Source organism: Nitrosovibrio tenuis, from assembly GCF_900109785.1.
Taxonomy (GTDB): domain Bacteria; phylum Pseudomonadota; class Gammaproteobacteria; order Burkholderiales; family Nitrosomonadaceae; genus Nitrosospira; species Nitrosospira tenuis_A.
The window spans coordinates 372,320-387,707 of record NZ_FOBH01000001.1 but is presented as its reverse complement, the minus strand read 5'-3'; the positions used below and the strand labels follow the sequence as shown (position 1 = coordinate 387,707).

General features: G+C 53.0%; 8 protein-coding genes and 1 pseudogene. 5 read left to right on the top strand and 4 right to left on the bottom strand.

Annotated elements, in window-relative coordinates; translation table 11 throughout:
- Positions 1-90: 90 nt before the first annotated feature.
- Positions 91-347 (bottom strand): annotated as a pseudogene (locus BMX00_RS14810) (transposase); the annotation flags it as partial.
- Positions 348-609: 262 nt separating this feature from the next.
- On the opposite strand from BMX00_RS14810, the gene BMX00_RS01730 reads away from it, so the two are divergent.
- The 4 genes from BMX00_RS01730 (at position 610) to BMX00_RS01715 (ending at position 9,291) form a co-directional block, all read left to right on the top strand.
- Entirely contained in the window at positions 610-1,761 is a 1,152-nt protein-coding gene (locus BMX00_RS01730) for a DUF1207 domain-containing protein (RefSeq protein WP_245727578.1), read from the top strand.
- A 109-nt stretch (positions 1,762-1,870) separates the two neighbouring features.
- Entirely contained in the window at positions 1,871-3,646 is a 1,776-nt protein-coding gene (gene recJ / locus BMX00_RS01725; protein ID WP_090826404.1) for a single-stranded-DNA-specific exonuclease RecJ, read from the top strand.
- A gap of 211 nt (positions 3,647-3,857) precedes the next feature.
- Positions 3,858-7,319 (top strand): transcription-repair coupling factor, encoded by a 3,462-nt coding sequence (gene mfd, locus BMX00_RS01720; RefSeq protein ID WP_090826401.1) that lies wholly within the window; start codon positions 3,858-3,860, stop codon positions 7,317-7,319.
- A gap of 310 nt (positions 7,320-7,629) precedes the next feature.
- Positions 7,630-9,291, top strand: coding sequence for a sensor domain-containing diguanylate cyclase (locus BMX00_RS01715; RefSeq protein WP_425433853.1), 1,662 nt, complete (start codon positions 7,630-7,632; stop codon positions 9,289-9,291).
- Between the two features lie 99 nt (positions 9,292-9,390).
- Here the strand turns inward: BMX00_RS01715 and BMX00_RS01710 are convergent, their stop codons facing one another.
- A complete protein-coding gene (locus tag BMX00_RS01710) occupies positions 9,391-10,236 on the bottom strand; it encodes an SH3 domain-containing protein (protein ID WP_245727524.1) in 846 nt (281 codons plus the stop codon).
- Between the two features lie 141 nt (positions 10,237-10,377).
- Entirely contained in the window at positions 10,378-11,616 is a 1,239-nt protein-coding gene (gene purT, locus BMX00_RS01705) for a formate-dependent phosphoribosylglycinamide formyltransferase (RefSeq protein ID WP_090826398.1), read from the bottom strand.
- 197 nt (positions 11,617-11,813) lie between these two features.
- Here purT and serB point away from each other — a divergent pair, with 197 nt between their 5' ends.
- A complete protein-coding gene (gene serB / locus BMX00_RS01700; protein ID WP_090826861.1) occupies positions 11,814-12,644 on the top strand; it encodes a phosphoserine phosphatase SerB in 831 nt (276 codons plus the stop codon).
- A 135-nt stretch (positions 12,645-12,779) separates the two neighbouring features.
- Here the strand turns inward: serB and BMX00_RS01695 are convergent, their stop codons facing one another.
- Complete coding sequence (locus BMX00_RS01695) at positions 12,780-15,386, bottom strand: TonB-dependent receptor (RefSeq protein ID WP_090826395.1); 2,607 nt, start codon at positions 15,384-15,386, stop codon at positions 12,780-12,782.
- Positions 15,387-15,388 lie beyond the last annotated feature (2 nt).

The window sequence follows — 15,388 nt, the reverse complement described above, 5'->3', positions numbered from 1 at the left end:
TAACCCTGGGCGTCCCAATTGCGCCATAAAACACCTCCAAATCTACATTAGATCAGATGGTGTTGCGTTGACCAATGAATGCACCGCGGCCTTTTTTAGGATGTCACGTTCCTCCGTGACACGTTTTAGTTCAGCCGTTTTAATTCAGCCTTGAGGCACGCAATTCGGCCTGCTGGCTTTGTGCTTCACAGCGTACTGGTTCTGGCTGGCTGTACTTCTACCCACTCATACAAACTGTGCTGCGACACTCCCAGCCGGGCGGACACCTCTGCCACCCGGTAACGTCGCTCCGTGATCTGCTTCACCGCTTCGATCTTGAACTCTTCCGCGTAACGCTTGCTGCTCAGGACACCTCCTAATGACGCCTTAGTTTAAGGCTCTTGGGTGTCTAGTGCATCAGGGGCGATCATAGGGAGGTTACTGATCTGCAAGAAACGAATAACAGGATGCTTTATGTACGCCACCGTACCGACCTCGCTTTCCTTGATTATTAAGTTCGCAAAATAAAGTCAGTAGATAAAGTCAGTAGAGTCGAGATACAGGCAGGTGCGAAAAGGCCTGAAGCAAAAATAACCGCACCGTTAACAAGAGAGGAATACTGTGAGGTCACTGCCAATCGTAACAACCACCACCTTAATATCAACCATCCTGGTTTTTACGTCTGCTTTCTGCACATCCACTGCAAATGCCGCGATATCCGATGATTCGTATATAGCAGGCTATGCTGCGGGCGTCCTTAAACATAGCTTAAAGATCGATATCCCATCATTAGTCGTACGGAACGGCATTATCGCTGTACCGGCAGGTGATCTACCTGCAGCGGAACGGGCAAGGATTGTGCAGGTATTATCGGGAATCCCTGGAGTTACTGCGGTACAAGTGGTGGAAAGCACCGTTCAGCAGCCTGTAATTACTCCGCCGGCGCCGGATGTAGCAATCACCGCTGAAGGAATCCCGGCAACAGACGCGGCAGTTCTGCCCACGGGGGCCTTACCTGAAGGCCATCTGTTTAAACCGTTGCTGGCTGATCCGAGATGGGCCCATTTTTCAGCCGCTTATCGCAATTATGTGGGAAGAGATATTGACGGGAATAACAATGGGGCCGTCAGCTTTGGCGAAACCATTCCATTTTACCGAGCCAACCTGGCGCAACCGTTTTTTCGATCCACCGTGCAATGGGAAGCAGGGCTTCAGGCAGCAGTCTTTAGCGACTTCAATCTCGGCGGGCCGTCATCCGACCTCATCAATACGGATTTTATCGCGTCTGCATACTCAAGCATGCGTGTGGGCCACTTCTCGGCTTTCGCCCGTGTCTTTCACCAAAGCTCTCATCTTGGAGATGAATTTTTGCTGCGAACCCGACTGCAGCGTATCAATCTCAGCTATGAGGGAGCCGACCTCAGGCTATCTTATGAGTTTCCCTATGGAATACGAATCTATGGCGGAGGGGGCGGCATTTTTCATCGGGATCCTTCTACCCTTAAACCCTGGACAACGCAATATGGTATCGAATTCAGAAGCCCTTGGCGGACAAGATTCGCATCCATGCGACCGATTGCAGCGGTGGACGTCAAGAACCATGAGCAAAACAATTGGAATAGCGACGTATCCGTCAGAGCCGGTATCCAATTCGATAAATTCGGGGCATTCGGGCGAAGGCTTCAATTCTTGATGGAATATTTCAGCGGCAACTCACCTACTGGGCAGTTCTACATTCAGAAGGTCGAATACCTCGGTATCGGCGCGCACTATCATTATTGAACTGCCCAGGCTGATGGGTACGCGAGTGGGGTTACGCGAGTTCTCTCTTTTCTATGTTTCCAAACGTTTATACTAGAACTGGAAATCATCAGTTCCCAAGTTCTAGTGCATGCTTAATACCATAGTTCGCAATTATCCATCGTATGCTTTCGATAGGCTCGTTCGGCACGGCTTCCATCCGGTGCTGGCCCGCATCTATGCCGCCCGCGGTATCGAAATGCCCAATCAGCTCGAAGCGGAGTGGCCTCGGCTGATTCCGTTCCCACGCCTGAAGAACGTCTCTTTAATGGCGGCGCGCCTTGCCGACGCGATTATTGCGCAGAAGCGTCTGCTGATTGTTGCGGATTATGATTCGGATGGCGCCACCGCTTGTGCCGTCGGCATACGTGCGCTACGGGCTTTCGGCGCGACGGTTGATTATCTTGTCCCCAATCGTTTCGAATATGGTTACGGCCTCACGCCGGAGATCGTGCATCTGGCCGCTGCTACAGTCCGTCCGGATATTCTGGTCACGGTGGATAATGGCATTGCCAGCGTGGAAGGTGTGGCTGAGGCCAACCGTCGGGGAATTCAAGTATTCATCACCGATCATCATCTGCCTGGGGACACACTGCCGGATGCGGCCGTGATCGTGAATCCCAACCAGGCCGGCTGCGGCTTCCCCAGCAAGCACCTGGCCGGAGTGGGCGTAATGTTCTATCTGATGTGGGCCCTGAGGGCCGAGTTGCGTACCAGAGGATGGTTTGCTCCTCCTCGAAAAGAGCCTAATCTTGCCAGTCTGCTTGACTTGGTCGCTTTAGGCACTATTGCCGATGTCGTGAAACTTGATGACAACAATCGCATTCTTGTCCATAAAGGGTTGCAGCGTATACGCCATGGGCGTTGCTGCGCGGGCATCCATGCCCTCCTTGAAGTTGCGCGCAGAGATTTTCGACGAGTATCCGCCTATGAACTGGGTTTTATCCTCGGACCGAGATTGAATGCTGCGGGTAGGCTCGACGATATGGGGGTTGGAATCCAGTGCCTCATCACCGACGATGCAGCCTGCGCTTCTCGAATTGCCCTGCAGCTCGACGCACTTAATCACAAGCGTAGGGAAATTGAAGCGGACATGCAGACTACGGCGCTGGCCATGCTGGAGAATGCCTTTTCAGCACAGTATGCACAATTCCCCACGTCCCCCGCTGGAAATACGACCAGCCTGAGTCTGTTCGATCCTAGTTGGCACCAGGGCGTGATTGGCATACTCGCGTCCCGCATGAAGGAGAAACTACATCGCCCCGTGATAGCATTTGCCTCCGGTAACGACGGAGAGCTAAAAGGGTCGGGGAGATCCATTCCTGGGTTTCACTTGCGTGATTCGCTGGATCTCGTTTCCAAACGCTACCCCGGCCTTTTGCGCAAGTTCGGCGGCCACGCGGCCGCTGCGGGACTCACTATATGCGCCTCCGATTTTGTAAAATTTCGTGACGCTTTCGAAGAGACTGCGCAGGCGTTACTTACGCCGGCTGATCTTAAGCGCATCGTTGAGACCGACGGCGATCTGGATGAATCTGAAATGAATCTGGATCTGGCACGGCGGCTTGACGAGCAAGTGTGGGGGCAGGGCTTCGCCCAGCCCACCTTCATCGCTCGCTTCCAGGTACAGGAACAGCGCGTGATCGGAGAAAAGCATTTGAAACTGAAGCTGCAAAGATGTACGGAGGCAGCTTGCAACCACAAATCAGTGAAAATGGATTGCTCATACGAGGCAATATTATTCTCTTGCAATGTTCCTCTTCCCGAACTGATCTATGCGGTTTACCGTTTGCAAGTGAATGAGTTCAAGGGCAACTCAAGCCTGCAGCTTGTCTTGGATCACTGGTTTCAAGCTGATGCATTGTAAACACCTGAACAATCGTATCTGAAACGCCCAGTTAAAATAGGGCGTAAAAAGGCGACAAATCGGACGAAAAACCGGGCACTTATCCGGAATTTTATCTCCGTTTTCGCATTTACACGACTATTCCGATACAAAAAATCGGCTCGAATACTGGCATATAATGTCACCTTTTTTATGTAGAGTTCGGGCGCCGGGTTGCCCATCTATTGAAAAGATGTCGTCCAAGCTGACTATTCCTTCGCCCGGATCATTGATCCGGTATGAGCCCTTCGAGGGCTCCGGGGATGCGCTCGTCCTTGCAGAGTTGGCGAGGCAGTCCAAACCGCTCGCGATTATCACGGCAAGCGCGCTGGCGGCCCAAAGGCTACTGGAGGAAATTTCTTTTTTTGCGCCCGGATTGAAAGTTCACTTGCTGCCAGATTGGGAGACATTGCCCTATGATGTCTTTTCGCCCCACCAGGATCTGATTTCGGAAAGGCTTGCCACACTGTATCAACTCATGAGCGGCAACTGTGACGTTTTGATTGCTGCTGCCACCACGGCCCTGTATCGCATGCCCCCCCGGGGATATCTGGCTGCGCATACCTTCTTTCTTAAGCGCGGTGAGACGCTCAACCTGAATGCGTTTCGCGGGCAGATGACCCTGGCGGGTTACAGCCATGTAACCCAGGTGCTTTCCCCAGGAGAATACAGTCTGCGCGGCGGACTGGTCGATCTGTTTCCAATGGGCAGCCCACTACCTTATCGCATTGACTTGCTGGACAACGAAATCGAAACCATCCGTACCTTTGATGTGGATACGCAGAGAAGCGTGTATCCAGTCACGGAGATACGATTGTTGCCAGCGCGAGAATTTCCTCTTGACGAGGAGGGTCGCACCCGTTTTCGCGGTAACTTTCGCGAAAAATTTGAGGGAGACCCATCAAAAAGCCGAATTTATAAAGACATCAGCAAAGGCGTTACACCCGCAGGTATTGAGTATTACCTACCGCTTTTTTTTGAACATACCGCATCGCTCCTCGACTATTTGCCACAAACCACGCTGGTATGCCTGCATCAGGACATCCATTCGGGGATAGAAAACTTCTGGCGGGATACACAATCACGCTACCAGCTACTGCGCGGTGACAATGACCGGCCGTTGCTAAAGCCGGGTGACTTGTTCCTTCCGGCCGAGGCTTTTTTTGGTGCGCTCAAACCTTATCCGCGCATAGAAATTCCATCCCATAGCCGAAACACGACGGTCAAAACCCCGAATTTGACCGAGCCGCTGCCGCCACTCCAGATCGATCGCCGCGCTGATAATCCGGCAGAGAAACTTGCCGCGTTCCTCAAGCAATTCGCGGCGGAGTTCGAACCGCCCGGCGGTCGGACATTGCTGTTGACCGAAAGCCTCGGCAGACGGGAACTCGTTGCCGACCACCTGATGCAATATGGACTTTATCCGGATAGTTGCGATGATTACGCACAATTTCTGACGAGCAGCAAACCGTTCATGATTGGCGTGGGCCCGCTGCACAACGGATTCATATCCCCGGGTGACGGGTTGGCTTTTATTACGGAGAGCGAGCTGTACGCCAGGCATCTGCATGGACGCCGGGAGCGCGATTTGCGTAAAACCGCCGTGGTGAATGAAACGACGCTTCGCGATCTCTCCGAAATCAAATCCGGCGACGCCGTCGTACATGAGCAACACGGCATCGGCCGCTATCTCGGGCTGGTAACCATGGATATGGGCGAAGGAGCTACCGAGTTCCTGTCGCTGGAATACGATGGGGGAGACAAACTTTATGTACCCGTCTCGCAACTGCATCTTATCGGTAGATATAGCGGAGCCGCACCCGAGGCCGCCCCGCTGCACAAACTGGGTAGCGGCCAGTGGGACAAGGCTAAACGCAAGGCGATGCAACAGGTGCGCGATACCGCGGCCGAACTGCTCAACATTTATGCCCAGCGCAGCGCCCGTCCAGGCCATGCGTTTGCTTTCAGACAGCACGATTATGACGCGTTTGTCGAAGGCTTCGGCTTCGAGGAAACTGCCGACCAGGCTACCGCTATCGAAGCCGTGATTGGGGATCTGACATCTGACAAACCGATGGACAGGCTGATTTGCGGTGATGTGGGTTTTGGCAAAACGGAGGTAGCGTTGCGCGCCGCTTTCGTAGCTGTAGCCGATGGGAGACAGGTCGCAGTTCTCGTACCCACGACACTATTGGCTGAGCAACACTTCCAGAATTTTTCTGACCGCTTCAGCCTGATCGCGAGCGAGTGGCCCGTAAAAATTGTGGAATTGTCCCGATTCCGCTCAGCAAGGGAGCAAACTCAGGCGCTGACGGGATTGGCCACCGGACAGGTAGACATCGTCATCGGTACACACAAACTCATTCAGAAAGACGTGAAGTTCAAAAACCTGGGACTGGTCATCATTGACGAAGAGCATCGCTTTGGCGTGCGCCACAAAGAGCAACTGAAGAACCTGCGTTCGGAAGTGGATATTTTAACCCTTACCGCTACGCCTATCCCGCGCACGCTTGCCATGTCGCTGGAAGGTCTGCGGGATTTTTCCGTCATCGCGACCGCGCCGCAGCGGCGGCTCGCAATCAAAACATTCGTCAGCCGTTTTTCCGAGGGAATTATCCGCGAGGCCTGCTTACGTGAACTGAAACGCGGCGGTCAGATTTACTTTTTGCACAATGAGGTCGACACTATTCAGCCTATGCGTGACAAGCTTGCCCGCCTGTTGCCGGAAGCACGCATAAATGTTGCCCACGGGCAAATGCGCGAACGCGAGCTGGAGCATGTAATGAAAGATTTTTATCAGCAGCGTTTCAACCTGCTGGTTTGCACAACCATTATCGAAACTGGCATTGATATACCCACTGCCAATACCATCATCATCAACCGCGCGGATAAGTTCGGTCTGGCGCAATTGCATCAGCTACGCGGGCGAGTCGGCCGCTCACATCATCAGGCATATGCGTATCTCCTTATCCCCGAAGAGGAGGCCTTAGGCGCGCAGGCCAGGAAGCGGCTCGAAGCCATTCAAACAATGGAAGAACTGGGCGCCGGCTTCTACCTTGCGATGCACGATTTGGAGATCCGCGGGGCCGGCGAGGTTCTTGGCGAATCGCAAAGCGGCGAGATGCAGGAAGTCGGCTTCAACCTCTACGCCACCATGCTCGACACCGCTGTTCAATCACTGAAAGAAGGTAAAGAGCCTGACCTGCAACATCCCCTCGGAATCGCCACTGAAATCAATCTACATGTACCCGCGCTCCTGCCTGATGACTACTGCAACGACATTCACGAACGCCTGTTACTCTACAAACGCATGGCCAACTGCATAAGCGAAGATCAACTGGATGATATGCAAATTGAATTGACAGACCGTTTTGGATTGATACCCGAGCCTGCCCGGACATTGATGGACTGCCACCGTCTACGTATCCTCGCCAAGCCCTTGGGTATTACCCGTGTAGATGCGGGTGTTGACAACATCCAGATCCAGTTCGCGCCCAATCCGCCGGTGGACGCTGCCAAGATCGTCTCGCTTATTCAGCGCGGCCGCGAATATCGGCTCGCCGGCCCTGATCGATTGAAGGTACAGGTACAGATTGCGGGAGTAAGAGAACGCGTGAAGCGCTTAAAGAGCTTATTCGCCGAGTTGAGCGGTTGAACCCGTGCTTATTCGAGAATTGAACGAATGCGCATCAGCTAGGATGGCCGCGTACCTCGCTCACGCCCAGATGTCCTGAACACGCTCCGGTCCCGGTGAGGTTTCACTCAAGGCCTCTTTGCTGCATGAGTGGTCGAGCTGCATGGGTGGCCGCATATATTTGGTCGCGACGGTTTTTCTTTCGGCAGCGTTTTCGCTTATAGGAACGCTATGTTCTGCCACTGCTTTGGAGACATGATGATCCTTTACCCGAGCGAAACTCGCCCGTTAATTTTATTTTGCAGTCTGTAAAACGGTCCTGATGGGTGGCTTGAAAAGCATTAAAAGCAAGCTCGTGATATTCGCCGTGCTTGCCACGCTTATTCCTTCGCTGGGGCTTGGGCTGCTTTCCTTTCGGCAGAATGAGACGCAGACCAGCGAAAAGGTAACCAACCAGCTTCTCGCCCTGACAAATGACGCGAGCCGCGAAATGGAGCTCTGGATGGATAAGCGCGTTCACGAAGCAAATGTGACGGCCACCTCCAGCGCAGTCATAGAGGGGTTGCCGGCACCTAACCGGTCACAAACAAATACACCTGTAAAAAATTCGCGGGCATTGGCACATTACCTGCGTTCGGTACAGGAAAAGCTCGACACAATACTGGAACTCACCGTAATGGACGCTGCGGGGCAGATCGTGGCTAGTAGCGCGCAAACCCCTGCTACCGTAAAGCTTCCGAAAGACTGGCCCGGTTCCACCGCCACAGAAGGTCTTGTGATTGTGCCTGCCCGTTGGAACGAACTATATGGCACGGCATCACTTTCGATCGCGGTCCCAGTGCTTTCATACGACAACATCATAAAAGGAACATTGGTAGCCGTGCTTGATCTCCGCACGTTACAACCCCATCTTAAAAACGACACAAAATCGCCGCCGGGTGAGGTACTTCTGCTCGATTCAGATGGTATGATTCTTGTCGGCAGCCAGGTTGATACCGGCAAACGGATGCAGTTCGACGTATCCTTGCTCCAACGCCTGTTGGCACAGCCCGGCAAGCCTCTGGTTTTTGAGGGGGCGACCCATCAAGATGCCATCGGCCTGGCGGATGCCTCCAGGGAACTGGCCGTCACTATCGTGGCGGAACGTGATCGCGCCGAGGTCTACAGTGCGTGGATCGAATTCCGCAATATGTTTCTGGTGCTGGTGAGCTCGTTGGTCCTGATCATGGCAGCGGTCGCTTTCAAGATGGGCCGTTCGATCGTTGGACCGCTGCAGCGGCTGATCCGTGCCGCGGATCGCATCGCCGCAGGCGATCTTGACGTGCGGCTTACCGATAAGAGAAACGATGAACTCGGTCATCTCACTCGTGTGTTCAACCAGATGGCCGATAGGCTGCGCTGCAGTCATGCCGAAATCATGGCTGCGAACGAAGCCATGCAGCAACAGAATCAAATGCTGGAGACTCTTTCCATTACCGATAGCCTGACCGGCTTGTATAACCGGAGCAAGTTGGACGCAATCCTCGCCGATCAACTTGCGCGATTCAAACGAACGCAACGGCAATTCAGCTTGTTAATGCTCGACATCGACCATTTCAAGACACTCAACGATACGTACGGGCACGTCACTGGCGACGAAGTCCTGACGAGTGTCGCCAGAATCCTTCTTCAATCGGTCCGCAGCATCGACTACGCGGCCCGTTATGGCGGCGATGAATTCATCGTTATTCTGGTTGAAACTTCAGCGGATCAGGCACAAAAAACCGCGGAGCGCATCCGCTCACAGGTGGCAAACATGCGCTACAGCGCCGACGGGTCCACAATCGCCGTAACTGTGAGTATTGGCATCGTACAGTATCGGCCCGACTACGCAACGCCAACCACGATGCTTGCTCGCGTTGACAATGCGCTCTACGAGGCAAAGCGCGGCGGCCGCAACCGAGCCTATTGCGATCATCAGGAAACTGCCAAACCCCGCGAACTGAACCTCTAAGCTAGTTCAGGATTCACCAGTTTGGGAGATCGTTCGTCAGCCACTTGCCGTTCTCCCTGTTTACCCGTCCGCTTATCAGTAATTTTGCCAGCTCCGTTTTCAAGGTTTCGCTATCTGCGCCTCTACTAATGTATTGAGTACCCATCCTGAGCGCCCATCGGCAGTCTGAACTTGCAACCAATCCCCGTGGTAGGCTTCTGCTATCATGGTTGTATCTTTTGCCAGTATCCCAAGCACGGCGTATTGTAAACCAGGCTTCTGGCGCAGGTTGCTTTTGACCGCGGCACGCAGCGGAATGGGAGTCTGCAATGAAACAGATATTTGATCTGCTGCCTTACGAGTTCGGTTGTTCTTCAACATATCGATAAACTCCCGCGCTTGCGCGGCATAGTCCATGGCGGCAGCATAATTGTCCACTGCGTACAACGCGGTCGCTGCTTCGAGAAGACGCCTTGCCTGGTTTTGCAATAATTGCTCAGCACTGATCATGGGAGAGGATTGCAGGCTTTCTATGAAAATTTCGGCTTCTGCAATGGTAGAGGCGGCTGCCGGGCGCGTAGCCAAACGGCGAAGCTTCACTTGAGCATGGGCCGCCTGGCTGCTGGTTTGCTGCAGTGTTTTCGCCTGATCCTGCTGGCGTGCCTGTTGGCTGCGGATATAAGTATCTTTCTCCGCCAGCAACTTCTGCAAACGCTCGATTTCCTGTTGTTGTGCCTCCTTTTCCGCCAGCAGCTTTCCGCGCTCAATTTCATACTGTTCCTTGACGCGGGACTCAAGAATGGCTACCGAGATCTCGGGCTCGGGCGCGGGTGATTGCTCTTTCGGGAGAATATTGCAGCCAGCCATGCTCAAACCCAGAAGCGCGACTATTACCCGGCCTGGCATATGCTCACGCGGGGTCGTCAAGCTTTTATATGACGCTCTCAATTTTTTGAATGATCCCATAGTCTTCTTTTTCTTCAGGATTGCAAGGAGTTCCTGAATAAGCCGTCAATTTGATCCGTTAAGGCAAAATGGCTTCTATGGGCCGCTTTTTGGAATATGGCGTTTAAAACGCAAGAGGTGTACCGTCATCCGGATCTACGTTTAGCTGCCAACCCTATCCTCTTTAACGGCAATTTTCACCGGAACTATATGGCTTGCCGCGAGCTTCGCACGGGCTCTGGCTTCGACGACATCGATACCGTTTGCCAACGCCACACCCATTCGGCGCCTTGGGAATGATTCAGGTTTACCGAACAGACGGAGATCACTCTGCGGCACACGCAACGCTTCCTCCACTCCAGTGAAAGCAATGGCCTGTTCTTCCAGTCGACCGTAAATCACGGCGCTCGCACCGGGCGCCCTCAGGCCGGTATTCACCGGCAGGCCGAGTATGGCGCGCGCATGCAGTTCGAACTCGTTCTGAATCTGGCTACACATCGTTACCATGCCAGTATCATGGGGTCGCGGGCTGACCTCGCTAAACCAAACATCATCACCCTTGATAAATAGCTCCACTCCGAAGATCCCCAGCCCCCCGAGGTTATCTGTAACCCTTTCGGCAATGTCGCGTGCCCGCTGCAATGCCAGCGTCGACATCGCTTGCGGCTGCCAGCTTTCCACATAATCACCGTGAACCTGGACATGGCCGATGGGTTCGCAAAAATGCGTCTCTACCGTGCCATCCGCGGCGGCCGCACGTACCGTAAGCTGCGTTATTTCGTAATCGAAATAAACGAAACCTTCGATGATTACGCGTTCCTGATTCACCCTTCCGGCGCTGGCAGCATAGTGCCACGCCGCTTCCACTTCGTCCGCACTGTGGATTTTTGATTGGCCTTTGCCAGATGAAGACATCACCGGCTTTATAACGCAAGGATAGCCAATGCCGGCTTCGATTGCCTGTCGCAATTCCGTAAGATTACCGGCAAAAGCATAGGGTGAGGTCGGCAAACGCAGCGTTTCCGCTGCAAGACGGCGAATTCCCTCACGATGCATGGTTAGCCGAGCGGCGCGTGCTGTGGGAATGATTCGCGCCATTCCCAAGCGCTCGATCTCCATCAGCATGCTGGTATCGATTGCTTCAATCTCCGGCACGATCATATCCGGCTGTTCACCTTCCACCAATTTGCGCAACGCCGCGCCATCCGTCATATCAATGACATGGGAGCGATGGGCCACCTGATGACCAGGCGCATGGGCATAGCGATCCACGGCGATTGTTTCTATACCCAGGCGCTGCAATGCAATAATGACTTCCTTGCCCAGTTCGCCGCTGCCCAATAGCATGACTTTTGTGGCTGATGGGCTAAGGGGAGTACCGATGATGAGCGGTTTGTTCACTTGTTTAGGTGTTCCGTCATGGCGCTGTACAGTTGTGCGGACAGGCCGAGGCAGCGATTATATTCGCAGCTTGCGTTTTCTTTTTTGAAACGGCGTCAATTCGTGCCAATATACGGATCATTTCCAGATTGGTTGTAGAAGTATTGGACGATTACTGGCAAAATGCGCCAGCATTCTCAACCGCAATGGAATTGTATATGAATCTGATCATACAAGGACTCGAGATCGAAAACAGCGACTTGCGAGCACTGGCAAAGCTCGCCGGCGCCAACCATATCGAGCGCATCACGGGCGAAGCTTTTCGGTTGAAAAACGCTACACAGCGCGAGCATGTTGCCCAATACTGCGCAGATGCCGGACTGGATTATGCTTTTGTCGAACCCTCGGCATTACTTGCGGACTTCCGCCTGGTAGCAATGGATATGGATTCGACATTGCTCGCGATCGAGTCCATAGATGAAATAGCTGATATGCGCGGCATAAAACCGCAAGTGGCGGAAATAACGCAGAGAACCATGCGTGGTGAGATCGTTTTTGAGGAGAGTTTGCGACAGCGCACAGCGCTTTTGCATGGCCTGGAGGAGGAAGCGCTGCAACAAGTGTATGACAGCAGGGTTCGGTTGAGTCCCGGCGCGGAAAAGATGCTGCAGCGGATGAAGTCGGCAGGCCTCAAAACGATGGTCATTTCAGGGGGCTTTACATTTTTCACCGAAAGAATCAAGACAAAGCTGGATTTCGATTACGCCGCTGCCAATACGCTCGAAATAGTGGATGGAAAACTCACCGGCAGAGTCTTGGGAAAAATTGTGGGAGCGGAGGGAAAAGCGGAAGTACTAAGAAAAATAAGTGGAGAACTGGGATTGAGGCGGGAGCAGATCATCGCCATTGGCGACGGTGCCAACGACCTGAAAATGATGGGGGAAGCGGGGGTCAGCATTGCTTATCACGCCAAGCGTATCGTTCAGGATAACGCTACTTATGCGATCAATCACGTCGGCCTGGATGGGGTTGTAAATTTGTTCGGTTAATTTATTGGTAATCTTTCACCTTCTTCAAACCGTATGCTGATATGAAAAGTGCTTCGAATCCCCGCTTTTGCGATAACAGCCGACGTTCCCTGGCTGTCGATGACCTAATTGACTGCTGTCTCTTAGCATACCGCGTCAATAGCTGAACGCGGCTTCAACCAGATAAGTTCGTTGCGGATAGGGATGGAAAACCCATGCCTTGTCATTGTTCAGGTTGGTGATGCCAAAGGAAAATCGGCTCTTCAAACCGTTTTGGAACTTGTACCGATAATTGGTTTTGAAGTCCATGAAGAAGAAGTCGCTCTGAGCGCCAAACACATTGTTTACGTGATCCTTGTTGTCGAGGTCATTAAACGAATCACTGGTGTATCGGCCCGCGAGCGAGATATCCCATGCTTCAGTTGCGTTGTAGGTCGCAAAGAAATTTGCCCGCCAGTGAGGTAAACGAATGCGTTGCTTACCATCAAGATTAAAATTGGCGTTGGCTCCAGTTGGGTCCGTGAATACCACGAGTCCTCCCTTATCTACTTTCGCGTTCATCCATGTTCCATTGAAGCTGAAATCAAATTTTGAACCCAGGATGCGGCGTTGGTCGAAGATCAGCTCAACACCGGTCGTGCTGGTCTGATCAATATTCTGGAAAGCACTTGAAGTGAGTACACCCGAGGCCCGCTGCACCTGCTGGATGGCATCCTTGATATCGTCGCGAAAGGCATTCACGCGGATATAGCCTTTTTGCAATCTATATTCGACCATGAAATTGTGATGCACGCCATTCTCGGGTTTGAGCAGCGCATTCGCGGTAAGAACGCTGGTCGGTGTGCTGAGCGATTGGAACAGTTCGGCGATGACCGGAAATCGATGAGCCCGGCCAAACGAATAGCGGACCTTCCATGGTCCAGGCTCGTAGCCCAGGGAAACTTTAGGAGAAAGAGCGGATACTTCACGATCCGGTACAGAGGTACTTCCTACAACCCCATTCATAGCGGACCACCACTCCTGACGCGCACCGACTGTAAGATCCCAATCCGGCAGAAAACGATAGGCCGATTGCGCGAAAACCGCATGGGTTGAGGTCTGCCCATCATTGTTGCGGTTCGCCTGCAATGCGCCACGAGTAAGCGTGTTGTAATCGGTGAGTGCGTATTGTCGAAAGCTCAACGTATATAGATCAAAGTGATATCCGCCCAGAAGTGATATTTTTTCATTGCCGAACAGCGCTGGAGTGCTCAGCTTGAGATCGTAATTGAGCCAGTTGAATTTCTTGAAATCCTGGATCTGCCCGGAGCCGTTATTCGTCGGGTCGTTTGCATTGAAAAAAGCAGTGGCTCGTGTGTCTTTCAGCACGTCGAAATAACTGATCGTCGAATCGATATTCCAGTTCGGGTTGAGCGCGCCGCGAAGCTGCAACCCAAGATTCAGTGTTTCGCGCTTGTCCTGATTGCCGCCAAAACCGCTCTGTACAACGTCAAATCGCGTTCCGTTCAGGGAAGCGTTGCCGGGAACCGCACAGGTCGAGGGAGAGTTGCACGTGGGCGTAGGACCGCCCCAAAATGGCTGCCCGGATGCATTGGTCAAGAAATTTTGTACGCTATTACCGTTGCGCGTACGATCCTCGTACGCCGCGGTAAAGATGGTCTGGAGCTCAGAGTTAATGTCGTAACCCAGCTTGACCTTGAATAAGTTGGTGTTCACTTTTTCCGGCCCGGTATCACCGTAAATAATGCTCGGGGTGCCACGGGTATCGGGTGTGCGGATACCACCGTTAACCGGTGTGCCCCCAGGCGCATCATGCAAACCGCTATTGTCGATAAAATAGCTCATGGGATGACTCTGAGCCTCCAGGCGATTGTAGGCCAAGTATACGGTCAGTTTGTCCTGAAACCGGTTACCATACGCCACATATTGACGGTCGCCTATGAAGGTTCCACTATCCGGGCCATAAATTTTGAACGGCTGAATAAAGACGCTGCTCTCGACGTAGAATTCCTGCTTGCGCGGCATCCGCGTCTTTATATTGATGACACCCCCAATGGAATTGCCGCTATATTCCGCAGAGAACGGTCCATAAACAATGTCCACGGCATCAATTTCGTTGGGACCGACCAGCGACCAGCGCGGAGCGCCGTTAAACGTTGCCTGTAAAAAATTGTGCAGCGGCAAGCCGTCGGCATACACCATATTGCGCGCCGTCGAGAACATGTCCGCCCCCCGAATACCGAGGACACCGTTGGGATCGCCCACATAACGTTGGCGGATTTGCAAACTGGGTTGATATTTCAGTACCTCTTCAGTGGTTTGCGCGTTTTGACGCTCTATCTGCTCGCGCGTCACCCGGGTCGAAGGTGAGGTGTAATGCGTATCGGGTTCAACCTCGCCCGTGACAACCATTTCCTTGAAGACCGTTTCCTTTTCAGCGACCGGCACAGGCTTATTCCGGCCGGGTGCCTTTTCACCGCTCTGGGCGGTCGCCTCATCCTTTTTTTTCTCATCCGTAGACGGTTGAGTTGTATTTGATGCCATAAGCCTTTTTTCTTGCCCAGGTAGCGGGGATGTGTCCGGTTGAGCGCTGTGCCCATCCAATGTATCGTCGTTCGACGATGCTTCGATAAGTGTCCCCGGTTTGGATGTAGCCGTGGCGCTTTTTTTCTGAAGAAGCTTTGCTGGCTGTTCGGTGTTATCGGCCGCCCAGACTGAAGATATCCCGAGCAGACCCGCAAGGGCGAGAGAAAGAGTTTTCATAT